General features: G+C 47.3%; 26 protein-coding genes and 1 pseudogene. 10 read left to right on the plus strand and 17 right to left on the minus strand.

Features of this window, described 5'->3' with window-relative positions; genetic code table 11:
* Nucleotides 1-73: 73 nt before the first annotated feature.
* On the plus strand, nt 74-3,853 hold the full coding sequence (locus BLR50_RS03380; RefSeq protein ID WP_092638570.1) for a phosphoribosylformylglycinamidine synthase: 3,780 nt from the start codon (nt 74-76) through the stop codon (nt 3,851-3,853).
* A gap of 163 nt (nt 3,854-4,016) precedes the next feature.
* On the opposite strand, the gene BLR50_RS03385 is transcribed toward BLR50_RS03380, so the two are convergent.
* Together BLR50_RS03385 and BLR50_RS03390 are read right to left on the minus strand one after the other, a co-directional pair.
* The gene (locus tag BLR50_RS03385; protein WP_092638571.1) at nt 4,017-4,409 is read right to left on the minus strand and encodes an FMN-binding protein; all 393 of its coding nucleotides are present in this window, start codon (nt 4,407-4,409) and stop codon (nt 4,017-4,019) included.
* Between the two features lie 104 nt (nt 4,410-4,513).
* Nucleotides 4,514-5,617, minus strand: a complete 1,104-nt coding sequence (locus BLR50_RS03390) for an iron-containing alcohol dehydrogenase family protein (protein WP_092638572.1) — start codon at nt 5,615-5,617, stop codon at nt 4,514-4,516.
* 217 nt (nt 5,618-5,834) lie between these two features.
* Here BLR50_RS03390 and BLR50_RS03395 point away from each other — a divergent pair, with 217 nt between their 5' ends.
* The 4 genes from BLR50_RS03395 to BLR50_RS14390 all read left to right on the plus strand — a co-directional run bounded on the left by BLR50_RS03395 (nt 5,835) and on the right by BLR50_RS14390 (nt 8,922).
* On the plus strand, nt 5,835-7,238 hold the full coding sequence (locus BLR50_RS03395) for an O-antigen ligase family protein (protein WP_092638573.1): 1,404 nt from the start codon (nt 5,835-5,837) through the stop codon (nt 7,236-7,238).
* Nucleotides 7,239-7,274: 36 nt separating this feature from the next.
* Nucleotides 7,275-7,838 (plus strand): HD domain-containing protein, encoded by a 564-nt coding sequence (locus BLR50_RS03400; protein WP_092638579.1) that lies wholly within the window; start codon nt 7,275-7,277, stop codon nt 7,836-7,838.
* 20 nt (nt 7,839-7,858) lie between these two features.
* Nucleotides 7,859-8,635 carry a tRNA threonylcarbamoyladenosine dehydratase gene (locus tag BLR50_RS03405; RefSeq protein WP_092638581.1) on the plus strand — a complete coding sequence of 259 codons (777 nt, stop codon included), beginning with the start codon at nt 7,859-7,861 and terminating at the stop codon, nt 8,633-8,635.
* A 143-nt stretch (nt 8,636-8,778) separates the two neighbouring features.
* Entirely contained in the window at nt 8,779-8,922 is a 144-nt protein-coding gene (locus BLR50_RS14390) for a hypothetical protein (RefSeq protein WP_162840305.1), read from the plus strand.
* A gap of 325 nt (nt 8,923-9,247) precedes the next feature.
* Here the strand turns inward: BLR50_RS14390 and BLR50_RS03410 are convergent.
* From BLR50_RS03410 to BLR50_RS03420, 3 genes and pseudogenes are all read right to left on the minus strand, one after another.
* Nucleotides 9,248-9,521, minus strand: a pseudogene (locus BLR50_RS03410) (transposase); the annotation flags it as partial.
* 115 nt (nt 9,522-9,636) lie between these two features.
* Nucleotides 9,637-9,882 (minus strand): FeoB-associated Cys-rich membrane protein, encoded by a 246-nt coding sequence (locus BLR50_RS03415; protein ID WP_143008031.1) that lies wholly within the window; start codon nt 9,880-9,882, stop codon nt 9,637-9,639.
* A 99-nt stretch (nt 9,883-9,981) separates the two neighbouring features.
* Complete coding sequence (locus BLR50_RS03420) at nt 9,982-10,749, minus strand: NYN domain-containing protein (RefSeq protein ID WP_092638587.1); 768 nt, start codon at nt 10,747-10,749, stop codon at nt 9,982-9,984.
* Nucleotides 10,750-10,951: 202 nt separating this feature from the next.
* On the opposite strand from BLR50_RS03420, the gene BLR50_RS03425 reads away from it, so the two are divergent.
* Together BLR50_RS03425 and BLR50_RS03430 are read left to right on the plus strand one after the other, a co-directional pair.
* Nucleotides 10,952-11,317: a hypothetical protein gene (locus BLR50_RS03425; RefSeq protein WP_092638590.1), complete on the plus strand. Its 366-nt coding sequence runs from the start codon at nt 10,952-10,954 to the stop codon at nt 11,315-11,317.
* A 161-nt stretch (nt 11,318-11,478) separates the two neighbouring features.
* Nucleotides 11,479-12,405: a S1 RNA-binding domain-containing protein gene (locus BLR50_RS03430; protein ID WP_092638656.1), complete on the plus strand. Its 927-nt coding sequence runs from the start codon at nt 11,479-11,481 to the stop codon at nt 12,403-12,405.
* A 79-nt stretch (nt 12,406-12,484) separates the two neighbouring features.
* On the opposite strand, the gene BLR50_RS03435 is transcribed toward BLR50_RS03430, so the two are convergent.
* The 6 genes from BLR50_RS03435 to BLR50_RS03460 form a co-directional block, all read right to left on the minus strand.
* Nucleotides 12,485-13,006, minus strand: a complete 522-nt coding sequence (locus BLR50_RS03435; protein WP_143008032.1) for a GNAT family N-acetyltransferase — start codon at nt 13,004-13,006, stop codon at nt 12,485-12,487.
* Nucleotides 12,993-14,543 carry a putative ABC exporter domain-containing protein gene (locus BLR50_RS03440; protein WP_092638596.1) on the minus strand — a complete coding sequence of 517 codons (1,551 nt, stop codon included), beginning with the start codon at nt 14,541-14,543 and terminating at the stop codon, nt 12,993-12,995. The genes BLR50_RS03435 and BLR50_RS03440 overlap by 14 nt, the downstream gene beginning before the upstream one ends.
* On the minus strand, nt 14,540-15,241 hold the full coding sequence (locus tag BLR50_RS03445; protein ID WP_092638600.1) for an ABC transporter ATP-binding protein: 702 nt from the start codon (nt 15,239-15,241) through the stop codon (nt 14,540-14,542). The genes BLR50_RS03440 and BLR50_RS03445 overlap by 4 nt, the downstream gene beginning before the upstream one ends.
* Nucleotides 15,242-15,277: 36 nt before the next feature.
* On the minus strand, nt 15,278-15,781 hold the full coding sequence (locus tag BLR50_RS14395) for a hypothetical protein (RefSeq protein ID WP_162840306.1): 504 nt from the start codon (nt 15,779-15,781) through the stop codon (nt 15,278-15,280).
* Nucleotides 15,782-15,919: 138 nt separating this feature from the next.
* Nucleotides 15,920-17,275 (minus strand): patatin-like phospholipase family protein, encoded by a 1,356-nt coding sequence (locus BLR50_RS03455; RefSeq protein ID WP_092638603.1) that lies wholly within the window; start codon nt 17,273-17,275, stop codon nt 15,920-15,922.
* A gap of 20 nt (nt 17,276-17,295) precedes the next feature.
* The gene (locus BLR50_RS03460) at nt 17,296-17,895 is read right to left on the minus strand and encodes a trimeric intracellular cation channel family protein (RefSeq protein WP_092638606.1); all 600 of its coding nucleotides are present in this window, start codon (nt 17,893-17,895) and stop codon (nt 17,296-17,298) included.
* 313 nt (nt 17,896-18,208) lie between these two features.
* Between BLR50_RS03460 and rbr the strand changes: the two genes are divergently transcribed.
* The 3 genes from rbr to BLR50_RS14400 all read left to right on the plus strand — a co-directional run bounded on the left by rbr (nt 18,209) and on the right by BLR50_RS14400 (nt 19,423).
* Nucleotides 18,209-18,748, plus strand: coding sequence for a rubrerythrin (rbr, locus tag BLR50_RS03465; protein ID WP_092638608.1), 540 nt, complete (start codon nt 18,209-18,211; stop codon nt 18,746-18,748).
* Nucleotides 18,749-18,751: 3 nt separating this feature from the next.
* Nucleotides 18,752-19,177 (plus strand): hypothetical protein, encoded by a 426-nt coding sequence (locus BLR50_RS03470; protein WP_092638609.1) that lies wholly within the window; start codon nt 18,752-18,754, stop codon nt 19,175-19,177.
* A gap of 72 nt (nt 19,178-19,249) precedes the next feature.
* Nucleotides 19,250-19,423 carry a hypothetical protein gene (locus tag BLR50_RS14400; RefSeq protein ID WP_162840307.1) on the plus strand — a complete coding sequence of 58 codons (174 nt, stop codon included), beginning with the start codon at nt 19,250-19,252 and terminating at the stop codon, nt 19,421-19,423.
* A 58-nt stretch (nt 19,424-19,481) separates the two neighbouring features.
* Here BLR50_RS14400 and BLR50_RS03475 read toward each other — a convergent pair whose 3' ends face one another.
* From BLR50_RS03475 to ileS, 6 genes are all read right to left on the minus strand, one after another.
* Nucleotides 19,482-20,426 carry a transketolase family protein gene (locus tag BLR50_RS03475; RefSeq protein ID WP_092638610.1) on the minus strand — a complete coding sequence of 315 codons (945 nt, stop codon included), beginning with the start codon at nt 20,424-20,426 and terminating at the stop codon, nt 19,482-19,484.
* Nucleotides 20,427-20,550: 124 nt separating this feature from the next.
* Complete coding sequence (locus BLR50_RS03480) at nt 20,551-21,396, minus strand: transketolase (RefSeq protein WP_092638611.1); 846 nt, start codon at nt 21,394-21,396, stop codon at nt 20,551-20,553.
* A gap of 118 nt (nt 21,397-21,514) precedes the next feature.
* Nucleotides 21,515-22,330 (minus strand): Cof-type HAD-IIB family hydrolase, encoded by an 816-nt coding sequence (locus BLR50_RS03485; RefSeq protein ID WP_092638613.1) that lies wholly within the window; start codon nt 22,328-22,330, stop codon nt 21,515-21,517.
* Between the two features lie 3 nt (nt 22,331-22,333).
* Nucleotides 22,334-23,254 (minus strand): RluA family pseudouridine synthase, encoded by a 921-nt coding sequence (locus tag BLR50_RS03490; protein ID WP_092638615.1) that lies wholly within the window; start codon nt 23,252-23,254, stop codon nt 22,334-22,336.
* Entirely contained in the window at nt 23,241-23,747 is a 507-nt protein-coding gene (gene lspA, locus BLR50_RS03495; RefSeq protein WP_092638618.1) for a signal peptidase II, read from the minus strand. The genes BLR50_RS03490 and lspA overlap by 14 nt, the downstream gene beginning before the upstream one ends.
* A 132-nt stretch (nt 23,748-23,879) precedes the next feature.
* Nucleotides 23,880-26,672 carry an isoleucine--tRNA ligase gene (gene ileS / locus BLR50_RS03500; RefSeq protein WP_092638621.1) on the minus strand — a complete coding sequence of 931 codons (2,793 nt, stop codon included), beginning with the start codon at nt 26,670-26,672 and terminating at the stop codon, nt 23,880-23,882.
* Nucleotides 26,673-26,691: the final 19 nt, after the last annotated feature.

Raw genomic sequence — 26,691 nt, forward strand, 5'->3', positions numbered from 1 at the left:
GTTTTACCTCCGCGTAGTCGGATTTATAATATAAAGGCATGGCAAACTTTGTTGGGGAAAGGATTGTAAACAGATGAAAGTTTTTCGTGTGTATGTAGAAAAGAAGAACGAGTTTGCGGTAGAGGCTAAAGGAATTTTGGGGGATATCCACTCTACTCTTAACATCCAGTCACTAAAAGGCGTAAGGGTGATTAACCGCTATGACGCTCAGGGATTGAGCGAAAGCGATTTTGCGGCGGCAAAGCGCTCCATCTTTTCAGAGCCACAGGTAGATAACGTCTATGACAAGCTGCCTGCGTTAAATGCGGACGAGCGGATATTTGCGGTTGAATTCTTACCCGGGCAGTTTGACCAGCGCGCTGATTCCTGCGGCCAGTGTATCTCACTGATGACGCAGAAAGCCAGGCCGCTGATTAAATCGGCACGGGTATTTATTTTGAAGGGCGCTGTTACCGACGCGGAATTTGAAACCATTAAGGGCTATCTGATAAACCCCGTAGAGTCCCGGGAGGCGACGCTTGCTTCCTTTGACACGCTTGAAATGAAGCAGCCGGTACCAGAGCCTGTTGCAACCCTTGACGGCTTTATTGATTATACCGAGGAACAGCTCGGCGGGTTCATTGTATCCATGGGGTTGGCCATGGATCTTGACGACATTAAGTTTTGTCAGGATTATTTTAAGAATACCGAAAAACGCAACCCGACCGTAACCGAGATTCGTATGATTGACACCTATTGGTCGGATCACTGCCGGCATACCACCTTCCTTACCGAGATAGAATCAGCCGACATTGCCAGTGACTATATCCAGGACGCCTATAACGATTACCTAAACTGCCGCAAAGAGCTGTATGCCGGCAAAAACAAGCCGCAAACACTCATGGATATTGCGGTAATCGGTGCAAAGTACCTTAAAAAGAACGGCCTGCTCCCTAACCTTGATGAATCCGATGAAATTAACGCCTGTACGGTGAAGATTAAGGTGGATGTGGATAACAAAGAGGAAGATTGGCTGTTACTGTTTAAGAACGAAACCCATAACCATCCTACCGAGATTGAGCCGTTCGGCGGCGCGGCCACCTGCCTTGGCGGCGCTATCCGCGACCCGCTTTCCGGGCGTGCCTATGTTTATCAGGCCATGCGCGTAACAGGCGCTGCCAACCCGCTTACCCCCTTTGAGAAAACCCTTAAGGGAAAGCTGCCGCAGAAAAAGCTTGTTACCACAGCGGCAAACGGCTATTCTTCGTACGGCAACCAGATCGGTCTTGCTACCGGCCATGTTAAAGAATTCTACCACCCAGGATATGTGGCAAAGCGCTTGGAGATCGGTGCCGTGGTGGGTGCTGCAAAGGCTGAAAATGTAATTCTCGAATGCCCTGAACCCGGCGACGTAGTGGTGCTGCTTGGCGGCAAGACCGGTCGTGACGGCTGCGGCGGTGCCACAGGTTCTTCGAAATCCCATACCCTTGCCTCGCTTGAAAGCTGCGGTGCGGAGGTTCAAAAAGGTAACGCCCCCGAGGAACGCAAGCTGCAAAGACTGTTCCGCAACCCCGAGGTAACCGGGCTTATCCGCCGCTGCAACGATTTTGGCGCAGGCGGCGTTTCTGTGGCCATCGGCGAGCTTGCCGACGGGCTGAAAATATACCTTGACCGTGTACCCAAAAAGTATGACGGCTTAAACGGTACCGAGCTTGCCATCAGTGAATCGCAGGAACGTATGGCCTGTGTGGTTCGCAAAAAGGATCTTGAGCGTTTCATCGCGCTGGCTGATACCGAAAACCTTGAAGCCACCTATGTTGCGGACGTTACCGATACCAACCGTTTGGTTATGGAGCTTGACGGCATCAATATCGTAAACATCACCCGTGATTTTCTAAACAGCAACGGTGCTTCCAAGAAAACGGCGGTAAAGGTAAATGCTCCATCCTTCCGAGAAAAGGCCGCGGATAATAAGGACTTTGCCTCTCGTATGGAGGAACTGGTAAGCGACCTGAACATCTGCTCACAGAAGGGCTTGGTAGAACGCTTCGACTCCACCATCGGTGCCGCATCGGTAATACTGCCTTACGGCGGAAAGACACAATTAACTGAAACGCAGGCCATGGCTGCCAAGATACCGGTTTTAGACGGCAATACAGATACCTGTTCGATTATGGCCTATGGGTTTGATCCGTTTATCTCTGAGCAAAGCCCCTTTCACGGCGCAATGACCGCTATTATAAGCTCGGTGGCAAAGGTGATTGCGGCAGGTGGTTCACGCAAGGGCTGCTACCTCACCCTGCAAGAGTATTTCGAGCGTACCAAGGGTAACCCTGAGCGCTGGGGTAAGCCGTTTGCGGCTCTTTTGGGCGCATTGAAGGCACAGCTGGAACTGGGTATTGCGGCTATCGGCGGCAAGGACTCTATGTCCGGCAGCTTTGAGGATATTGACGTTCCCCCCACGCTGGTTTCATTTGCAATCTCTTGCGGAAAGGCCTCAACGGTTGTTTCCACTGAGTTTAAGCAGAGCGGCAGTCACGTTGCGCTTATTCAGCCTAAAACCCTTGCAAACCGCCTGCCCGATTTTGACAGTATTAAAGCCTGCTTTGATCAGGTAGAAGCCCTGATTTCTGAAGGAAAGGTGCTCTCTGCGTGGGCACTATCGATGGGCGGCATTGCCGAGGGCATCTTTAAGATGGGCTTAGGCAACCAGATTGGTTTTTCCTTCACCAAGGAAATTGACGATGAAGCTCTGTTCTCCGGCGGCTACGGCGGCTTCTTGCTGGAGCTGAACAGTAACGTTGAGGAGCTTAATATTATCGGTGTAACGCAGAGTGAATATTATATTGAATATGCCGGTAAAAAGACTGCGATTATGCCCTTGGAAAACCTTTGGAAGAATAAGCTTGAAAGCGTATTCCCCTGCAATGTGAAGGGCAAGGAAGGCCCCGTGGAGGCATTCTCTTATAATACCGAAAAACATGCATCCGCTGCCTTTACTAAGCCTGCAGCAGATTTACCGGCATACTCCTACAATGCACTTCTGCGTACCGCGCCCAAAGCAAAGGTTGCAAAGCCGAGAGTACTGATTCCCGTGTTTCCGGGTACAAACTGCGAGTATGATACTGCAAAGGCATTTACCTTGGCAGGCGCCGAAGCCGAATGTTTTGTGGTTCGTAACCTAACACCCGAAGCGGTTGCCCAGTCGGTTGAAAGCATGGCAAAGGCCATCTCAAACAGCCAGATTATCGCCATCCCGGGCGGATTCTCGGGCGGTGACGAGCCGGATGGTTCGGCAAAGTTTATTACCGCGTTCTTTAGAAACCCGCAGATTAAAGAAGCGGTGCGTGAACTCATTCACCAACGTGATGGCCTGATGATCGGCATCTGCAACGGTTTTCAGGCACTCATCAAGCTCGGCTTGGTACCCTTCGGTGATATCGTTGACGTGGACGAGGTAAGCCCTACCCTCACCTATAACACCATCGGCAGACACCAGTCGATGATGGTGCGTACCCGTGTAGCCTCCAATCTCTCGCCATGGCTGATGTACAACAAGGTAGGCGATGTTCACACCATTGCTGTATCACACGGTGAAGGTCGGTTTATTATTAGCGATGAACTAATGACAAAGCTCGTTCAGAACGGACAGATTGCCACACAGTATGTAGATCTCTCGGGCGTTCCCACCATGGATATTCCTTTCAACCCCAATGGTTCTGCATATGCGGTTGAGGGTATTACCTCCCCCGACGGCCGTATCTTCGGCAAGATGGGGCACAGTGAACGCAGGGGCGATAATGTTATTAAGAACGTACCCGGCGAGAAGAACCAAAAACTGTTCCAGGCCGCCGTGGATTACTTTGCTTTATAACACTAATCTCTCATTAAATCCTTTCTATGAAGTCTTTACAAAGCAATTAAGTCAGACTTTTCTCTCGATTCTTTAGATGTTTTATAATCGAGAGAAGTGTAAGGGTTATTTACTACAACACCCCCAAACGGTAGCGTTCGGGGGTGTTCAATATTTAAGGCCGCTATTTGTTTTTGATGGCGTTTTCAACCGCCTTTAAAAATGCCTTGGTATCTGCCGTTGCACCTGTAACTGCATCCACATCCAAGCTTTGCTGCTCTTTTACCTTTTCGGTGAGCTCCTGATAAACAGATTCTTTTGCAAAGAGCTGTGGTTTAATTACTTTTATATCGGTAATTTCATGGTTTTTAACGATCACCTCAACCGCGTCTGAAAAACGAAACCCGTTGTAGCTGCCGGTATATACCCCGTCTTCTACATTAGAAAGGTTAATGTCACCGATAGGCTGCTTCATTGTAGAATCTTTACCCAATAATATAAAAGTTGCAAAGCCGATGATTATTAACGCAATAACCAGTATAATACACCCAAAAATCTTTAATATCTTTTTTGCCATGTCATCCACCCTACCCTTCAATGTTTTAAATGCTTCATCTATACTAACGATGTTAGTCTATCATTGTCTTCAAAAATGGGCAGGTTCTTCTTCCTGCCCGTAAATTATAAGTTAAAACTTTTCAAATATATATTTCGAATGTCATTTTTCTCTGGCACAACCTTACTGTTTGGAATACTTTTGGCTCTTTCCGAGATTGCCGTATACTGCTCAACCTCTTCTTTGGTAAGCAATTCCTTCTTTTCTAGAAGTTCATTCAGCGTATGACTAAATTGGTCAATTGAGCTATACCCCATCGGTTTCAAAACGGCATTGGTCAGGTCGGGACGGGAGCAGGATATAAAACGGAGGAATTCTGCCAGAAGCAGGCCGTTGGCACGGCCATGATCCACATTCTTAAAGTAGGTTAAGGAATAGCCCATTGCATGAACCGCCGTGGTGCCGGTGTGAGCAATCACCATTCCCGCCAGCATCGAGCCATATAACAACTGCTCACGGTCTTCATAGGTTAGCTTCCCGCTCTTTAATGCCTCAAAACGTCCTGAAATGCAGCGGATACTTTCCGCTGCCAAGATATCGGTTACAGATGTGGCCCGTACCGTAAGCATCCCCTCTACCGCATGCGAAAGCGCATCGATAGCCGTATTGACGGTGGTATGCATTGGCATATTCATTGTATATTTTGCATCCAGCAGTGACAGCTTCGGAAATAACAGCGGAGAGGAGATACTGGTTTTGCTTTTAACCTTATGGTTTATTAAAACCGAATAGGGAGTAACTTCCGAGCCTGTACCCGCAGTGGTAGGGATAAAAGCCATCGGCAGAACATTTTCCCCATACTTGCCACTAAAAAGATTCTCCTCCGCTATATCCTGGCACGCCAGAAGTGCAATTCCCTTGGCGGCATCCATCGGGGAGCCACCGCCGATAGCGATAATAAAATCGGCCTTTTCTTCCTTGGCAACCTTTGCACCGTCATAGCAGCATGCTATGGTGGGGTTTGCCATTACCTTATCATAAACCGCATACTGCTTGCCATTTTCGCGAAGTGCGGCGATTACATCATCCATAGAGCCGTTTGCCTTCGCGGAATGCGCTCCGGTTACAATAAGTGCCTTGGTACCTAAAGCGGTAAGCTGCACAGCGTTTTGCCTTACGCAATCCTTACCCATAACAACCTTGGTTGGCATGTAAAACTGTAAATTCATTATTATATCTGACCTTTCCATCATTGGTTTAGCACCTAAGTTTAACTAGCTATAGCGTACTATTAAAACAGCTTGGTGTCAACTCTGAGTAACCGTTATAAAATAACTGATTTTAAACATATAATGTATACTATTCTGCTTCGTATTATGTTATAATAATCCAAAATAAGACTTTATCATCACCTAGTAGATTCCCCTATAAGGAGGGTCGGGGTTTATGTTTACCTTTAAAACAGACAGGCCTCCAAATACCGGGCTGCTTCAATGGATCAGTACCGTGCTCGCCACCCTCTGCGCGGCGGTTTTGCCGCTTATTGTGGGGGAAACGGCTGTTGATATCAGCCTGAAACCCAATACCTTCTTCATATCATCCGATTTTTATTATTATTTCAAATTCATTTTCTTCTGTATCATCGCAAGCCTAATGTTATTTTACAGCATTTACGGTTACTTCAGTCGATACAAACCTCTTGTACTCAGCAAACTATATATTGTCTTTGCATTACTGGTACTGTTATCTTCCCTCTTTGCACTAAACAGATCCAACGCCTTTTTAGGTATAGCCGGGAGATATCAGGGTTTTTACTCTTATTTCTTCTATCTCTCCGTATTGGTTTTCTGTGCATCGTTTTTAACCGCCAAAAATATACGAGCGGTCCTTTACGCATTACTTGCCTCTGCCGGTATCATCGCCATAATTGCATTACTGCAGTATTATGGTATAGAGCTTTTCTTTGATTCGTTTGGAGCAAAAACCTATGGGCGATACATAGCCCGCGGTACTATTGGAAACCGTAACTTTCTGGGCAGTTATTTCACTATGCTCACCCCAATTGCCGCGGTACTCTACCTGACGGCAAAAACCAAAAAACGAACAATTCTATTCTTCATATTATCCGGTTTATTCTTCAGCGGTTTGGTGGTATCCCTAACCCGGGTAGCATGGCTTGGGTTTTTGGCTTTTTCAATGGCGATGGCCATATTTCAGTATAAGCTGATTTTTAAAAATCTTAAACGCCTGATTGCTCTTTTGCTGATTTTTGTTCTGTTATTCAGTTTATTAACCCTAACGGATGGTGGACGCATTTCGGAACGAGGGCAAGATTTCTCACATCAGGTGCAGAATATCAAATCCGAAAGCTTCGGCTCCGGCAGAACGGTGATTTACCGTTATACATTACAAACAATTCTACATTATCCCTTGTTGGGAACCGGACCGGACTGTCTTGGAACGGCACTGGAGCCGCTGGTAACGGAGGCTGACCGTATCGCGGTGGGGGGAACGAATGTATATATCGATAAGGCCCACAGTGAATATCTGGAGATTGCCGCCACCATGGGTATTCCCGCATTTATCTGCTTTATGCTGTTTCTTATCCTGCTGATGTTTCCGCTGCTTAAACGGTTCAAAGTATTACCCTGCACCCTTCAGGCCATATTTTGCGGTGTGGGTGCCTATCTGGTTCAGGCCGCATGCAACATCGGCGTTATCAGTGTATTACCGGTCTTTTATGTACTGGCAGGGATTTTACTGAAATATGCAAGCAGCAAGGATCGATTCATTTTATACAGAAAAAAAGAGATTGAACATCCCAAAACAAATGAGACCACCGTTCAGTAATAATAATTATAAAGCAAGGAAAAGGAGATATGTATCGTGGGTTCAATCACCAGAGAGCAGGCCTGGACGCTGCTTACACAATATAACAAGGAAGAATTTCATCTAAAACATTCGCTGATTGTAGAGGGTGTAATGAGGTATTTTGCGGATACCCTAGGCTTTGGAGAGGAAAAAGAGCTTTGGGGTATTGTCGGCTTGTTGCATGACCTTGATTTTGAGATGTTCCCCGATCAACACTGCATCAAGCAGCAGGAGATTATGCGGGAGAACGGCATTGATGAGCGAATCATCCATGCGACTGCAAGCCACGGTTATAAGCTGACGGTGGATATTGAACCCGAGCATATCATGGAGAAGGTTTTATATGCCGTGGACGAGCTTACGGGGCTGATTGGCGCGGTTGCCCTCATGCGCCCCTCTAAAAGTGTATCCGACCTTGAGTTAAAGTCTGTTAAAAAGAAGTATAAGACTGCTAATTTTGCGGCAGGATGTTCAAGAGATGTTATAGAACGGGGCGCTAGAATGCTTGGGTGGGAGCTTGACTACCTTATAGAACAAACCATTTTGGCCATGCGGACCCTCAGCAGTATTGTAGATTAATTAAAGGAGTATACCTTTTCATGCAAGATGAATTTTCAAGAACAAAGCTGCTATTGGGCGCACCGGCTGTTGACGCGTTAAAGGCTTCAAGGGTTGCGATTTTCGGCATCGGCGGAGTGGGGTCTTATGTGGTGGAGGCGCTGGCTCGCAGTGGAGTAGGCGGCTTCGCCCTATTTGACGACGACAAGGTGTGCCTTACGAATATTAATCGTCAATTGATTGCCACACACGCTACGGTGGGTCGACAAAAAACCGAGGTTATGCGCGAGAGAATACTTGATATCAACCCCAAGGCACAGGTTGAGGTGTTTTCCTGCTTCTACACTGCCGAAAACGCCGATAATTATGATTTAACGCAATATAATTATATTGTAGACGCCATTGATACCGTATCTTCCAAGCTCGAGCTTATTTTAAGAGCCTACAAGCTTGGTGTTCCGATTATCAGCTGTATGGGAGCGGGTAATAAGCTCGATCCGACACGTTTTGAGGTTACCGATATCTATAAAACCAGCGTCTGCCCACTCGCGCGCGTAATGCGAAAAGAGCTGAAAAACCTCGGAGTTGATAAGCTGAAGGTCGTTTACTCTAAAGAGCCACCGATTGCACCGGTTGATATTGAAGGCGGCGGCTGTAAAACCGGCTGTGTCTGCCCGCCGGATACCAAACAAAAATGTACCATTCGCAGGCAGATACCGGGCAGCGTCGCCTTTGTACCCTCTGCAGCCGGTTTGATACTGGCAGGTGAGGTAATCAAAGACCTTGTTGCACCCTACTTAGCTAAGCAGGATGATTAAGTGTTAAATAATGATGGTCATATGAAGCAGTTTTACTGCATTCTATGACCATTTTTCCTTGCACTTTTCGGTATAATTTTAAAACCTTTACAAACAATATTGTCAATGGTAATTAAAGATTACAGGTGAAAAGAGGTGATACTATGGATAAGAACAATCGTAATGAAAGACGAGATGTACAGAATAACAATCAGCAAAACAACCAGAATAATGTCAATGATAGAAAGAACGAAAAAAGGAATAACGACTTCCGCAACAGCAAGGATGACAACAATAGCCGCTGCTAAGTATTTTCTAAAGCCTCCAGCGTGTATCCCGATTTTGTGTAAACTCCAGCATCGAACGTAAAAATGAAGCAAGAATATAATATGGCGGCATCGGCATTGTCCGATGCCGCCATATCTGCAATATAACAGCTGATGTTAGTCTGGCATTCGGCCGGCGAAAAATACAGTCAGTTGGGCGTGAATCATGACATACCCAGAACATCTTTATGCCAATCCAGATTAACGCCGATAGCGATGTAAACAGCCTTCTTCCAATGCCCTAGCTCGACGCTGTACTGGTTCTTTTCTAGAAGAGCTTCAGCTCAAACTGCCCGTCCCTGTCCTAAAGTACGGCAATATCCACATTTCCGAAACTCGTGCGTAAGGTTTTGCTAGTGTCTGTTCCGGCTGTTTGATGTTTCTTTGTACCGGTAGTCATATCTGCTGTAGCCTAGTTCCGCGTCCAGTTCCGCATCGAGGCCGTTTTCAATATATTCAGCAATGGTTTCCTGAAACAGATCTTGAATGTCATCCATGCTGCTGGTGTTGCTTATCTGCAGCAAATCCCGAATCTTATCGCGGCACTCCGTTTCTTCCGGGCTACGATTTCTTTTAGCCATATGTAAAAACCTCCATTGTGGTGCTTCAATTTTACACCTCAATGAAGGTTTACACAAATTTCGGGATAGACTCGACAGGAAATATTCACTTTGATTTTACACGCTCAAAACAGTTCTATATTGTCCTCTTAACGCTTCCTTCGTTGCTTTTATTGTTCCCATTCTTTCCTTTTCCTGCACCACAATTATTGACAACGAGCCGTTTATGCTTTGGGACAGCAACTTCACTTCGGCAGCTGCACTGCATGGAGCAACCGGAACAGTTCCCGCTGCACCCGCCCTTTTTACGGTCCATAACAATTTTAATAACTGCAAATACTGATAATAGTATTATTATACCAACGATAACATAAGTAGCCATGTCTTTGCCTCCGCTTGCTGTTAGCATATGCTAACTTGTTTACTAAAGTATAATATGAATTCGTAAAACTGTCAAGGCATATTATACAATATTAGTGTATTATTTATTGGGCGTGGTTTTGGCTTTGGATTGAGCCTTCACCTTTTTACGTATATAATTCAGTTTAACGTTTCCTTCTTTTGTTCTTACCGATTTAATTTCAAATTCTGCCAGTGAGTTAATAAATGGGGTAAGCTTGCTGTGGCCATAATTTCGTACATCAAAAGCAGGATAACGCTTTTGCAGCGTATCTCCCACCATACTTAACAGGGCCCAACCTTCTTCATCCGAGGTCTCCTCAATAATGGTTAGAATCGCCTTCTTGACCGTTTCAAGCGCTGTTTGTTCCACGGCCGGTGCACTTTTTTGTGATTGGCCGGCGGGTGCTACCTCTTGCGAAATGACCTCTAAATACTTAAACTTATTGCATGCAGCGATAAAGGCGCTGGGCGTTTTCTTTTCACCCATTCCTACTACCGTCATACCTGCCTCGCGAAGACGTGAGGCCAGACGCGTAAAATCACTGTCACTGGACACGATACAAAAGCCCTCGACATTTGCAGCATAAAGGATATCCATCGCATCAATAATCATGGCTGAATCGGTGGCATTCTTCCCGGTGGTATAACCGTACTGCTGTATCGGCGTGATGGAATGCTCCAGCAGAACGTTCTTCCACGAACCCAGCGCAGGCTTGGTCCAATCTCCATAGATTCGCTTGTAGGTGATAACTCCTTCGTTGGAGATCTCGTCAAGAATGAATTTTATATATCGCTCCGAAACATTATCGGCATCTATTAAAACCGCAAACCGATTATCGTTTTTCATTTGTGTTTCTCCTTTGCTTTAAAGGTATAGCTTTATTATATCAAAAACAGTCTAGTTTTACAAATAGTGCTTAAATCTTGCCTGATACCCGGTGCTAAACGGAAACAATTGGAGAACAACATTTTATACTAGCAGATTTCAACATGGGTACAATATTTTAATGCTTAGCGTAGACTAATAAATCAAGAGCTTGGAGGCATGCATGGAAATATTGATACGCAGCCGTTTTGAAAATGTTGAAACCGCAGAAATCTGTGTAAAGCGAATTCGCGAGGCGCACTTGAGGGTAAAGGAGATTACCCTGTTGCCCCCCAAATACCTTCAGGAGGACAGGGCTTCCGCAGAGGATATCTTACCTCTTATGAACAACATCTATCCCGGTACCGTCAGGTATGGAAACGGGTTGTTCGGCATGGTCGCAGGAGATGGAGCCCATAGGGAAAAAGATACCGAGTCGGACGTTTTCAGTTCAGATGCCACCGTTGATATTGTTGCCGATGCCTTTGATGAGGATAGGATTAGGAGTATTATTATAAACTCCGGCGGAAGAGATACTGTGGTTTATTAACCGATAAAAACACCATTCTTCCCTGCTGCAATGGTCTATTCCCCATATTGCCCCTCATATAAATGTTAATGCAGCTTATGTTGTGTACAGGAAAAGCCAACCTTCAGTGCTCAGTTCCTTTGCTGATTGTTGGCCCAAGAAAACGGGGGGTAATGGTTAAAATGAGCAGCTATAAACCGGAAGGTCTGTTGCTGGAAACCGCAGAAAACAAACAGCATATGCGCAGCGCCGCAGCTCTGCAGGAGGCTTGCCTGACGAACAAAACACTGGAAGCGCGTGCGGTAGTGTGCGACAGCGAGCATAATCTGGTGGTAGACCTTGGGATCATGCGTGGCGTTATACCCCGTGAAGAGGGTGCACTAGGTATTATCGATGGTACCGCTAAGGATATTGCCATTATATCAAGGGTAAACAAGGCCGTTTGCTTCAAGGTATTGAGCCTCGAAGCAGACAGCTCTGGTAAGCCTATAGCCATACTGTCCCGCAGACTGGCTCAGGAGGAATGCAGGCAAAGCTATCTGGCTAAGCTGCGCAGCGGCGACGTAATTCCGGCAAGGGTAACCCATCTTGAACCCTTCGGTGCCTTTGTGGATATCGGCTGTGGGATTCCTTCACTTATTCCAATCGACAGCATATCCGTTTCGCGTATTATGCACCCAAAGGATCGATTCCGGTGCGGGCAGGATATCTATGCCGTTGTACGCAGCATTGACGAGGCCGGACGTATCTGCCTTTCACACAAGGAGCTGCTAGGCACTTGGGCGCAAAACTCTATCTTTTTCGCACCCGGGCAGACTGTTGCCGGCATTATTCGTTCGGTGGAGGAGTATGGCGTTTTTGTAGAGCTTGCCCCTAATCTTGCCGGCCTTGCGGAACTGAAAGAGGATGTTGCCGCCGGGCAGCATGCTAGTGTTTACATAAAATCACTTATCCCCGAAAAGATGAAGGTAAAGCTGATTATTGTTGATTCGTTTGAGGTTAACAACTATACCCCAACCTTCAGCTATTTTATCACCGAGGGCCATATTGACAGGTTCCAATATTCACCCGACTGTTGCAGCAAGGTGGTTGAAACGGTATTCGAGTAATACGCATTATTCAGAAAAAGAACAATAGCTGTAAAGACACACAAGGACGACTGCTAATAATGCAATCGTCCTTGTGTTTTTATAGTAATTTTTCGTAACAATAAAACTTGCCTTTGCGGAAGAATATCTCCCCGCGGGCAACATAACCCGCGCCGTGATACAGCCTGTTTGAATAAGGGTTTTGCGAAAACGCATCTAACCTAACCGAGGTATAACCCTGCCGTTTGAACAGTTCTTCTACCTGAACCAGCAGTTTTTTTGCAATACCCCTATTCTGCAGTCTTGGATCAACGCACACCCGATGTATTACCGCAATCCTTCCATTCGTATATTGCCATTGAACCTCTCGATATTCTTCAGACTGCTCTTCGTTTAGCACTGCACAGGCTGCCGGTTGGTCATCCACACTGAAGATATAAAGCTGCTGTTTCTGTATATCTTCAAGCAAAATGGCTTTATCGGGGTAAAGTTCATCCCATTGGTTGATCCCTATACTGTTCATCTGTACCACTGCGCGGGTGAAGATATCCCAAACCATTTCAAGCTGCGATGGTTCTGCTACTTGTAAATTCTCAATTATCATAGCTTTATGCCAGCTCACTGCTTTCAAACAGACTTCGGCTCAAAAATGCCATCAACAAGCTTACGGCCAGATTCATCAACACTATAATCGGCGCTATATAGATAACCGAAAATGCATCCTGCAGGATAATCATCAGGATAACCGCCGCAATGGCCGACGGTATACCACCCAGCATCGCGAACAAGGAACGCAGAAATGCCAGTGCCACAGCGCTTTTCAGCCCGTTCATCACGCGATAGGAGAGCACCTCGGTTAATACAAACACCATTGAAAAGCTTGCAAAGATGATGATATATGCAAGCAGATCTGTCACCGGCGCTTTAAAGACAATTCCGGAAAGCAGTAAGATTATCGTACCGTTGAACACTGTTTTAAAGAACGACGGCAGAACAGAATACAATACTTTTTTCAGTGAGCTTTCAGGTATCAGGAACACATAGGGCTTTTTAAAATCCCTGTTCCATGTATCGCTGGTAGATGCCGTGAGTGATATAAACAGAATCATGTAAAAAACAAATACAAAACTCATTTTCATAAAATATGCCATCGCAATATATACAAGCCCCGAAATCAGCTCGCGGAATACAAACGCGGTGGAGGTTTTTCGCATTTCAAGTATCTGTTTTGAGAAAAGGGCCGCGGCGCCCGATTTGAAGGAGCCCTTCTGCACCTTCTTTTTTACCTTGGCTACCGAACGGACATCGTAGTTGTTTGTTTTGGCACTCTCCAGAATCTCGTTGATTTTATAGGAATCGCTGAGTGCCTGCTCATAAAAATCAGCCTTGCAGCGCATGATGGCATAGATGAGCAGCAGGTTGGTTCCCAACATCAGCAACAGCGCAGGAATGTAGGCGGTAAGGTATTGCTTCTCAATGGTGCCCATTACCCCCCATTTTGCCCAGCCGAACAGCGGAAGGGCATTGTAAAACGGGCTGGAGAAGAATGTTTTCGCCGCTTCGTAGATATTAAATCCTTTAGAATAGAACACCGCAAGGAAGACAAGTGCAATCAACCCTATAACTGCCCACAGCACATATTTGGACTTCTTGCGGATTCCCTTATATTCGGTATCCAGAATATAGATATAATAAAAAACAAGGTAGGTAAAGGCAATCAGCAGGCTGGTAAGCAGCAGGGTAAGCAGATATTCACCCACGCCCATACTTGTGCCAGTAAGGAACGGAATGTAGAAGGTAAACATCAAGGCCGTAAGCAGCGAGGTAGGTACTATCTGCAGAATCGCCATAAACAAGACATAAGCGGGTTTTATGGGCGCCTGAAACAGAAAGTTTGCATCCTGCAGGGTAAATATACCGTTTTGGTTGGAGGATAGCATCGCATTGGAAAGCAGTAAACCGATACCCAGCAGAATACAGGAAACAATGATATTCAGGTCGCCGTCGATACCTTTACGCGGGAAGGCAAAGGCGAAGATCATTCCCGTAAGCATGCCGCCACCCGCAAGTACCGTGATAATTGCGCTTAATGGCTTTGTGAAGGTACGCTTAAGGCCGTTTATATATCTGCGCCAAAGCAGGTACAGAATCGATTTCATTCCTGCACCCCTCCTGTTAAGGAGAAGAACAGCTCTTTAAGAGGCTGTTCGCCCAGCGCTTCACGGGTGATCTCACTTAAAATGGTGCCCTTGCTCATGATAAGCGCCCTATCCCAGATGCTTTCGATGGTATCGATAATATGTGTACTAATCAGCACGCTGATACCTTGTTCCTTGAGCTCGGTAAACATCTTAAGAACCTCTTCAATGGCTTTGGGGTCCAGCCCCACCAGCGGCTCGTCAAAGATTACAGCCTTTGGCTGCGGCAGCAGTGCTGCAGCTATACTGAGTTTTTGCGTCATACCCTTGGAAAGCTCGCGCGAGAGCTTATCCTTTTTATCCAGTATCTCAAGACGCTCCAGCAGGGCATCTCCGCGCTGCTGCCAGCCATCCTCCAGCCGGTAGGCACGCGCGATAAACTCCAGATGCTCACCTACGGTAAGCAGATCGTACAGTGCAGGCACCTCGGGGATATAGCCGAGGATTCGTTTTGCCTCCAGGCTTTTATTGTGGAAGGAGCAGATGTCTATCTGGCCGCTGTATTTTAACAGCCCCGCTATGCATTTAATAGCGGTAGACTTCCCTGCCCCGTTCGGGCCAAGGATTACGGTAATCTCCCCGGGGTGGGCGGTAAAGCTGATATTATCAACCGCCGTAAGCTTTTCATACTTTTTTGTAAGTTCCTTCACTGTAATCATTCAAAACAGTCCTTTCTTTATGCCATGTATATATCTCTAGTGTTTGTTATCCGCAATGTTCAAAAGAGCACTTTTTACCTCTTCTGATGCCTTAATAACACCATACACCTTTGCTTTTTTAAAGGTTTCTTTCACAAGCTCAACAGACACATCTTTTGTTATAACGAGCATACCGACTATTGTTGCTTCAATTTTGCGACCTGATATTTTTACACTCTCAAGGTAAGCCTTATCAAAAACAAACATACCGGTTCCCGCAAAGCTGTATCCTCCGCGACTTGCGGGATTGATTTTTTCAACCTCCTGCACTGCCTGTGTCGCTTCATCGTTAACCTTGTTAAGCTCCGAAACAACCTTATCCATTCTGAACAGGTTGGTAGACTTTATGCGCTGCAGATCATCCCCATGTGTCGACAGCATGGTGCGTATTGCGGTACGGATAAAATCCGAACGGTTGGAGTAAAAGCCCTGATCCACCAAAAGGTCAATCTGTCCCAGGTCTACAGCACCTAAATTGATTGTAATTTTCTCGGTATCCATCTATATACCCTCCATATATCATCCAAGCACCATCCATATGGAGTATATCACTATCGAATTGCCTCTGTCAATTATTTCTTTCTTTCAATAATAAGTTTGGCAGGCTGATTAAATTATCAGTCTGCCAAAGTAAAAAATCTATTCAAGCAGTATAAAATCTCTGAGTGCATTGATGTATAGGGCAGCCATAAATTCAACCGGCATAGAAACCGCCAGCATGGTAAGCAGCCGCTTGTTCTGTACAAGCCTTTCTTCATCGGTAAGGCAAGAAAGAATATACATCATCCTGTTCGGGGCAGAAATAGGTGAAACGGCCCGGGTGATATTGGTAAGGCACTCCTTTACCGAGAGTGCCGGGTTCACATCCAGGTTCAGTTCAGAGTATGGCAGTCTGGCATAACGTACCAGCTGATTCATCAGCCTGAGGTTGAAGGTTTCAAAAGAGTACGGCTCCATCGGGCTGATATCCAGCAGCTCCCCCGCCGCCTCTGCAGCCGCAGTAACGATGTCGGCCTCCGACAGATCTTTACTGCCGCAGCGCCTTCTGGCGGCTTTTAAAACCGCAAACTGGGCAATGTATTCATGTGCACCGCTAAACCTTTGAGAGAATGTCGGCGAAACAGTCGCCCGGATATTGAAATTGAGTTTAATGAAAAATGTCATAAACAATTCAAGAATACGATGAGCATTCTTTTCCGCGTCACCCTTGAAAAAGGTGTACATAAACCCGTCATATTGCCCGAAATACTTTAAGCAGTCGTAATACCCCAATGCAATATTCCGCTTGGCACGGCTTCCGTCAAACACCAACATGGCACCTAAATCCCACTTAGGTTCAATTACATCGAGCTTTATTGAGGGATAATGTGAGAGTTTTTCAACGCCTACTGCCTTGAGCTTGACAGCTATTACCTCCTCAGCGCCCGCCTTCACCGCAAGGTTGATGGGGGTGTTGTCATAATATCCGCCGTCGACATACAGCCTGCCGTCTATCTCGTGGCTGTGCATTGCCGGGAAGGCCGACGAGCTTGCAACAAGGTAATCAATCAACCTGCCGCTGGGAATATCGCCTATGTAAAGCTGATGGGGTTTTAATGTCGGCACCTCAACCGTTACAAGACCGAAGTTAACCGGTGAGTTCCTTATTTTTTCTTCATCTATCACCTGCAGTAGCAGCTTCTGCAAAGGCGCACTGCTTACGCCGCGCGTTTTAAAGGCCTCCTTGGCAAAGGAGTTCAGCAGGCCGAACATCCCCTCCACCGTTTGGGTATCCTGCGTAATCTCAAGGTCAAGGATGTGACTGGTATCAATCCTTTCCCACATTTCATAGGCAAGATCAATATCTCCCTGTGCCATCATCGCACCGTTTAATGAGCCAACTGAGGTACCGGTAACAATTTCGTAGGATATCCCCAGCTCCTGCAGTGCTTTCCATACCCCAATCTCGTACGAGCCTCTGGCCCCACCGCCGCTTAAGACTACCGCACGCTTCATATCCGTTCCCTCCAATAAGGTTAATTGATAATTCTGGGTAAATCAAGCTTATAATAAACCGCCAGCAAACGTATAACGAGTATTACCGTTACCGACAGATAGGCTGCCGCCGCCTCGTTGATAAGCGGCGTAAACACCCAAAGGCAGATCGCACCCACTAGAGCCGCCAGGGCATAAATCTCGCGCCGGAAGATAACCGGCACCTCCTTGGAAAGCATATCTCTTAATACTCCCCCACCAACCCCCGTTATCACCGACATAAACAGAAAGGCCAGCAGGTTTAGATTCATATCGATTGCCTTTATTCCCGCATCAACGGTAAAAACCGCAAGACCGATGGCATCGAAGACGGTTAATGCCCAAGGCCAACGCAGGCTGGGGCCAACAGTTGAGATAAAAATTACGGCAAGCAATATGAGGACATAATAATCATAGTTTGAAAACGCAGCGGGAATGCCTCTATCCATAATTACATCGCGCAGTACACCGCCGCCGAGGGCCGTTACCGAGGCAAGGATGAACACTCCGATGATATCCATATGTTTTTTTACCGCAGTGATAGCGCCCGATATAGCAAAAACGAAGATGCCTATCGGCTCAAATATATCGAAGATTGTCATAGCGGATGAAGCTTTCCTTTCTTTTCATAGTACATACATCTTTTAAAGAAGTGACAATCATAGGTATAAAATTTGAAAGATAAACCTTTCAAACTAGGGATTTGTGCTTTTCAATCAACGACCGAAATTTTGGCAAAAGCCGAAACCGCACAATTTCCATAAAGGAATGGTTATAATTACTGAAGCTTAATAAGAATCGTTCATAGCAAGATTATAACCTTTTCTGTAAAAAAGACAATAACCAATTGCGTTGCTGTATAGTCTTTACAAGCTTGTTTAAACTAGTAATACAAAACATTAGGGGGTTTTTATTTTGGAACTACAGGGCTCAAAAACCGAAAAAAATCTGCTTGCCGCCTTTGCAGGAGAAGCGCAGGCTTGGGCTAAATACAGCTACTATGAATCGCAGGCCAAGGCAGACGGCTTAAATATGATTTCAGAGGTATTTAAGAAAACCGCAGATAACGAGGCTGCACACGCAAAGATATGGTTTCGCCAGCTTCACGACAACAGCGTTCCCCCAACTGTCAATAACCTAATCGATGCCATTGCGGGTGAACACTACGAATGGAGCGAGATGTATGCCCAGTTTGCCCAAACCGCGCGGGACGAGGGCTTTACGCGAATCGCTGCACTGTTTGAAGGGGTTCTTGCTATTGAGCGGGCTCATGAAGAAAGATACCAAAAGAACCTAAATGACGTAAACAACAACAAGGTATACAGTAAGGATGGCGAGATTGCCTGGATCTGCTCGAACTGCGGACACGTTCATTACGGAAAGGAAGCCCCCGCGGTATGCCCCGTTTGTGAGCACCCCAAAGCCTACTTTCAGCCCAAAACGGAAAATAACTAGGCGATGAACAGCGATTGTGAGGTTCTGTGTTGCCTTTATTTCTCTGCCGAAGACCAAATCAAAAGCTTTAACACCTTACTAAAACAGGAGTATTCCGCAGCGCTAACCTATGTAGTGGCCAGCCAATTAAGGATAGCCAAGCAGACGAAGCAGGATGCCAAAAGTGCACTTGAGCGCATGGATGTTTCGCTAACCGAACTGAAGGAATCGGCTGTATACCGTAAACCGGCAGTGCAAGCAGCAAAGCAAGCAGAAAAGGATGAAATGATTCTGGCTGAAGCGTTAATTAAAGACACAACAGCACATGTGATATACATCAGCCGAAGCTTGAACGAATACAGCGACTGCAGTGCAAGTGTTAAAAGAATGGCAGAAAAGACGATTGAGCTTGATAATTTATTTATGGCAAGGCTACGGGGATTTTTATAAACTGTTACTGCAGGGCGTTTTTATAGGATTTGTATCAAAACCACGAATATCAAAGAAAGGTATGACAATAAAATGAAGGGGAACCCTGTTAAGAAAAACAATGCTAGCCACAGGCATGCACCGGAAGAACCCGCCTGTTCCGGTACAAACCTTTATCAGCGGCAGAAACCGCAAGGTAAAACGTTACCCATACTTTCAAACAGTGATGTAGAGTTTTCAAAAGAGTTTGAGGCAGATAACCAATAACATTAAGGGCCTGAGTGGATGGAAAGCATCCCTCAGGCCCTTCTTGTTTTTACAGCTACTATTTCTTCTTGATAACCTCTTTGGCCTTATTGGCAATATTCTCTGCCGATAAGCCATAGAGCTTGAGGAGCTCGGTGGCAGCGCCGGAGGTACCAAACTCATCGTTTACGCCCACACGAATCATCGGAGTGGGGCAGTTCTCTGACAGAATCTCGGCTACCGCACCGCCAAGACCGCCGATAATGTTGTGTTCCTCTGCGGTTACAATAGCGCCGGTTTCTTTTGCCGCTTTGATGACGAGTTCTTTATCAATAGGTTTAATGGTGTGGATATTGATTACGCGGGCGCTGATACCCTCGGTGGTTAGAGCCTCTGCTGCCTTTAACGCCTCCGAAACCATGAGGCCGGTGGCGATAATGGTAACGTCCTTGCCATCCTTTAGGGTTACGCCCTTGCCGATTTCAAACTGGTAGTTTTCGCTGTTAACCACCGGCACCGCGAGCCTGCCGAAACGCAGGTAAACGGGGCCTTTATACTGCGCGGCAGCTTTCACCGCAGCCTTCGCCTCAATATCATCAGCGGGATTGATGATAACCATACCCGGAATGGTGCGCATCAGCGCGATATCCTCGTTGCACTGGTGGGTGGCGCCGTCTTCGCCAACAGAAATGCCCGCATGGGTGGCGCCAATCTTTACGTTTAAATGAGGATAGCCGATTGAGTTACGAACCTGATCAAAAGCGCGGCCTGCCGCAAACATGGCGAAGGTGCTGGCGAATACTACCTTACCGGTAGCTGCAAGCCCTGCCGCAATACCCATCATGTTGGATTCGGCAATACCGCAGTCTACAAAACGTTCGGGGCACTTCTTTTTAAACGTAATGGTTTTGGTGGCCTTAGCAAGGTCGGCGTCCAACACAAAAAGGTTGGGCATGGTATCGGAAAGCTCGGCAAGCGCCTCGCCGTAACTGTCTCGGGTAGCCTTTTTTATAACATCTGCCATATTATAATCATCTCTTTCTGTTTGTTGTCGGGGAATTGATATCTTCGGTCAATCGGAAGAACAAGCCCAAAAGGGTTAGCAAGCTTATCGTTGAACCGCCTATACTAATTCTCAATCTTAATAATTATGCGTTTTCAAGTGCCGCAAGCGCTGCCTTCAGCTCGCCCATAGCCTGCTCGTACTGCTCGGCATTGGGTGCGGTGCCATGCCAGTCTACATTGTTTTCCATAAATGACACACCCTTGCCCTTTACTGACTTGCAGATGATGGCCGTAGGTTTTCCCGTTATCGTCTTTGCTTCAGAAACGGCCTTCTCGATATCATCGAAACAGTTGCCGTTGATCTCGATTACATGGAACCCAAAGGCTGCAAACTTCTCGGGAATGGGGTACGGAGAGCAAACCTCCGTGATGGCGCCATCAATCTGAAGGTTGTTGTTATCAACAATCACGCAGAGGTTATCCAGCTTTCTATGGGCAGCAAACATCGAGGCCTCCCAAACCTGCCCCTCTTCCAGCTCGCCGTCGCCAAGAATAGCGTATACGCGATAGCTCTCACCCGAAAGCTTTGCGGAAAGAGCCATACCGCAGGCGGCGGAGATGCCCTGCCCCAGCGAACCGGTCGTCATGTCAACGCCGGGAGCGCTCTTCATATCGGGGTGGCCCTGCAAAATCTCGTGCGGTTTTCTGAGCCTCTTCAACTCTTCAACGGGGAAATAGCCGCGATTTGCAAGCACCGAGTAAAGGCCGGGCGCACAATGCCCTTTAGAAAGCACCAGCCGGTCACGGTCGGGCTTAGCGGGGTTTTTAGGGTCGATATTCATCTCGCTGAAATAGAGATAGGTCAACACATCGGTAATGGATAGCGATCCGCCCGGATGCCCGCTTTTGGCGTTGAAGGTGCCTTCGATGACACCCATCCGAACCTTACAGGCCGTTTTTTGAAGTTCCAGCTTCTTTTTTGAATCCATTTTTCTGTCCTCCGTTTGAATAGTGATGTTAGGCTATGTCTGTAAGACGTTAAAAGTATCTTTTGCTGTGTTGAAGTGGTAGAACGCGTTGCATAATTTAAAAACATAGCCTTATATTTTACCGGCATAGCCGTTCAATATGCTCCAGCAGTTCGGCCACTGCGCCCTGCCTGTAATCGCAAACCACAAGGTCTGCCCGCTTTTTCAAGTCCTCCGGGGCGTTGCCGGCAAACGTGCCGATACCTGCAACTTCTACCATCTCGGCATCGTTATAAAAGTCGCCTATTGCAGCGGTATTCTCCATTCTGATGTTCATCAGCTCAGCCAGGTGGATAAGTCCTGTTCCCTTATTTACCCCTTTGGGCAGAATCTCGAAGTATTTGGGGCTTGATTTTACAAACACCGCAGAATCAGGAAAACCGTTCTTGTATACATAGGCTTCCAATCGCTCAATCTTCTCGGGGTCGTCGGCAAAGATCGCCTTAGACCAGTTGTGCGGCGCGTTTCTTTCGGTAGCGTAGCTGAACTCAATATTTTCAATCACTGTGTGCTCCACTATGTAGGGGTTGTTCTGTAGCACATAGGTTTCTATCCCTACAAACGACTCGCAACCCACATCGGGGAACTGGTCAAGCAGATGATAGACATACTGCTCCGCCTCGAGCGATAAAAAGGCATCAAACAGAATCTTGTTATCGATATAATCATATACCATCGAGCCGTTTGATACAATTACCGGGATATCGAGCTTAAGCATCTCCACATACGGCTTGGCTGACATAACGGACCGGCCTGTTGCAATGGTAAAATGCCCGCCCTTGGCCTTAAAACGGCTGATCGCTTCAGAATTCCTTTGTAAAACCTTATGTTCTTCATCCAATAGGGTTCCGTCCATATCCGAAACCACCAGAAAATCCTCTATACGTTTAGCCATCGGCTACCCCCTGTTAATTTTGCTTAAAAAAGCTGTAAAATACTCCGGCAGCTCGGTTTCAAACTGCAGCCACTCTTTTGTGACGGGGTGAACAAACCCAAGGCACCTTGCGTGCAGGCACTGGCCCTGCAGCTCTTGTATGACCTTTGCGGGGCCATAGAGCTCATCGCCCGCAACCGGATGACCGATGTAGGCCATATGCACGCGGATTTGATGGGTTCTGCCGGTTTCAAGCTTTACCCGAATGTGAGTAAAGCCGTTATATCGCGCGATAACCCGATAGTGGGTAACCGCATTTTTTGAATTCTTCTCGGTGACCGCCATCTTCTTGCGGTGTACCGGATGCCTGCCGATGGGGGCGTTGATTGTTCCCTCATCATCCTTTAGCGTACCATATACCACGGCCTCATATTCCCGCAAAAAGGAGTGTTCTTTAATCTGCTGTGCTAAGAAGTTATGTGCGTAATCGTTCTTGGCTACCATTAACAGCCCGCTGGTATCCTTATCAATACGATGCACGATGCCCGGCCTTGCCACGCCGTTAATACCGGAGAGGCTGTCTCCACAGTGGTAGAGCAGCGCGTTTACCAGTGTGCCGCTATAGTTACCTGCCGCGGGATGAACCACCATCCCCTTTGGTTTGTTGACAACAATAACATCGGCATCCTCATAGACAATATCAAGTGACGTAGCTTCCGGCACAACATCAAGCGAAACGGGCTTGGGGATAGTTACGGATACAATATCCCCTGCCTTGAGCTTGTAATTCTTACTCTGCAGCATTCCGTTAACATTGACCATGCGCTCGTCGATGAGCTTTTGAGCCTGAGAGCGCGAAAGCTCATGCTGAGCTGCCCTGATAAAGGCATCCAGCCTCGCACCATTATCCTCGGGGGAAACCGTATAATGCTCATTCTTGCTCACTCAAACCACCGTCTGCTGTTTGGGCCTGAGCCTTTTGTTTTTGAAGTTTGGGCTCAATAAATATCAGGTATATAATCACAAGGCCGACACCTACGCAAACACAGGCATCCGCCAGATTGAAAACATAGAAATCAATCAACTTGAAGTAGAGGTAATCCACCACATAACCACGCACGATACGGTCAATCAGGTTGCCAATACCGCCTGAGATAATCAGCGCAATCGCCCAGATAAGCGTTTTGCTCTTAAGGTTTTTAATCAGCAGGAATATTATAGCACCAATAATCACCAGCGAGGTTACCCCAACCAGTATCCACTTCTGCCCCTTCAGAATGCCAAAAGCGGCACCTCTGTTTTCAACATAGGTAAGTTGAAACACATCCCCTAAAACAGGCATGGTACCAACCTGAGAAAGGCTTTCCATTGCCCAGTATTTAATCAGCTGGTCGGCACCAATCAGCAGTGCCGCCGCAAGAAGTGCAATATATTTCATAACTGCTTTCTAGCCTTTCCGAGTTCACGAGGGCTTTATACTACTTATTAGTCTGCCCTCAAGTAATAATGTCTGAACACAAACAATCTTACGCAGGAGGAAAATTCCCCCGCGTAAGACTGAAAGAATACATTAAAGCTCTTCGATGATATGACGGCAGCGGGAGCAAAGCTCAGGATGTTGAGCATCGCTGCCTACCGTGGTACTGTGCGCAAGACAACGTACACAGGCTGTACCGTCGGCCTTTGACGCGGAAACCGCAATGCCCTCAAATTCGCCCTTCATATCGCCGCCCTTGCCGTTTACAACCTCAACCTGCGAAACGATGAAGATGTCGGGCAACATACCCTCCACCGACTTAACAAATTCGTAGGCCTCACCCTCTGCATACAGGGTAAGCTTTGCGTCTAGCGATTTGCCGATTATCTTCTCGGTGCGGAGGTTTTCAAGCTCTTTTTTTACATCATCGTGCAGAAGGCTGATCTTCTCCCACTTCTGAACAAATGCGGGATCATAGCTCTGCTTTAAGGGCTTTGGCATATCATTAAATAATACCGAACCTTTGTTATAGGCCTTGCTTTCGGGCATGAAGCTCCAAATCTCATCCGCCGTAAAGGCAAGGATGGGCGCAAGCAGCCTTGTGAGCGCCGAAAGAATAAGGTGCATAGCGGTTTGTGCACTGCGCCTTGCCTTGCTGCCGGCAGCCTCTACATACAGGCGGTCTTTGATAACGTCGAGGTAGAAGTTGGACATATCCACCACACAGAAGTTGTGCAGCGCGTGATAAACGATGTGGAATTCCAAACGGTCATAGGCCTCGGTAACCTTTGTAATCAAGTCATCCAGCCGCATGAGCGCCCATCTGTCGAGCTCTGGCAGCTCGTCGTAGGCCACTGCGTCGGTGTCGGGATTAAAGTCGTAGATATTGCCGAGGATATAGCGCGCCGTATTGCGAACCTTGCGGTAAACCTCGGAAAGCTGCTTGAGAATATCCTTTGAAATACGGATATCGGCATGATAGTCAGAGGAAGCTACCCACAGCCTTAGCACGTCGGCACCGTATTCCTTAATAATGTCCTCGGGCGCGATGCCGTTGCCGAGGGACTTGGACATCTTGCGCCCCTCGCCGTCTACCACCCAGCCGTGTGTGCAGACCGCTTTATAGGGGGCTACACCCTTCCACGCAACCGAGGTAAGCAGAGAGGATTGGAACCACCCGCGGTACTGATCGGCACCCTCCAGGTAAAGGTCTGCCGGCCAGCGCAGATTCTCACGCACGTTTAAAACAGCTGCATGGGAAACGCCGGAATCAAACCAAACATCCATGATGTCGTTTTCTTTGGTAAACTTCTTACCGCCGCAGTGCGGGCAGGTAAAGCCGGAGGGCAGAATCTCCATCGCATCGCGCTTATACCATGCGTCGGAGCCCTCCTTGGCAAACAGCGCCGAAACCGCTTTGATGCTTTCGTCATTAACGACATACTTGCCGCAGTCGGCACAATAGAATATGGGGATAGGCACACCCCAGGTGCGCTGGCGCGAAATACACCAGTCGCTGCGGTCGCGCACCATGCTTTCAATACGATCCTCGCCCCATGCGGGAATCCACTCAACGCTCTTAACAGCCTTTACTGCGTCCTCTTTAAAGCCGTCAACCGAGCAGAACCACTGTTCGGTGGCACGGAACAGGATGGGGCTCTTGCAGCGCCAGCAGTGCGGGTATTGGTGAATAATCTTTTCAATGGCAAACAGATGGCCGGTCTCTTCCAGCTTCGCGGCAATCTTCTTGTTGGCCTCATCAGTAGCAAGGCCCGCAAACTCGCCGGCCTCCTTGGTAAGCACCCCCAAAGAATCCACCGGAACCACGATGGGCAGGTCGGGGTAGTTGCGGCATACCTCGAAGTCCTCCACGCCGTGACCGGGCGCAGTGTGTACGCAGCCGGTGCCGCTTTCGAGCGTTACATGGGCACCCACAATGATGGGAGAATTACGGTTAATGAACGGGTGCTTGGTAACGATATGCTCAAGCTCTTTGCCGAGCACGGTTTCTTCAGAGATCTCGTACTCCTCAATCTTTGCGGCTTTCATGGCGGCGGGAACAAGTTCCTTCGCCATCACATAGCACTCGCCCTTGGCCTTTACAACGCAGTATTCATAATCGGGTCCGAGGCAGATTGCCACGTTGCCCGGCAATGTCCATGTAGTAGTTGTCCAGATTACAAAATAGGTTTTGGAAAGGTCGGCGCCCAGGGAGGCCAGCTTTCCGTTATCCTTGGTTACCGAAAACTTTACATAGATAGAATAGCAGGGGTCTTCGGCATATTCAATCTCTGCCTCTGCAAGCGCTGTTTTGCACTCGGGGCACCAGTAAACCGGCTTTAAACCCTTGTAGATATAACCCTTTTTGGCCATCTCGCCAAAAACCTCAATCTGCTTGGCCTCAAATTCAGGCTTGAGGGTGAGGTAAGGGTTTTCAAAATCGCCAAGCACGCCAAGGCGTTTAAACTGCGCCTTCTGATTCTCCATATAGGTGAGCGCAAACTCGCGGCAGTGACGGCGCAGGTCTACCGGGGAACCGATATTCTGCGCGCCGATCTTCTTCATAGCCTTCAGCTCAATCGGCAGGCCGTGGGTATCCCAGCCCGGTACATAGGGGGCCTGAAACCCGGACATATTCTTATACTTTACAATAATATCCTTGAGCACCTTGTTGAGTGCGGTGCCGAGGTGGATATCGCCGTTTGCGTAGGGCGGGCCATCGTGAAGCACATATAAGGGTTTGCCCGCATTGCGCTCTACCATCTTATAGTATAATCTCTGCTCTTCCATCGCCTTGAGCATTTCAGGCTCACGCTGCGGCAGTGCCGCACGCATAGAAAATTCGGTTTTCGGCAGGTTTAATGTGCCGTTGTAATCCTGTGACATCTACTGATACTCTCCTTAA

The organism is Acetanaerobacterium elongatum, from assembly GCF_900103835.1.
GTDB classification, from domain to species: domain Bacteria; phylum Bacillota; class Clostridia; order Oscillospirales; family Ruminococcaceae; genus Acetanaerobacterium; species Acetanaerobacterium elongatum.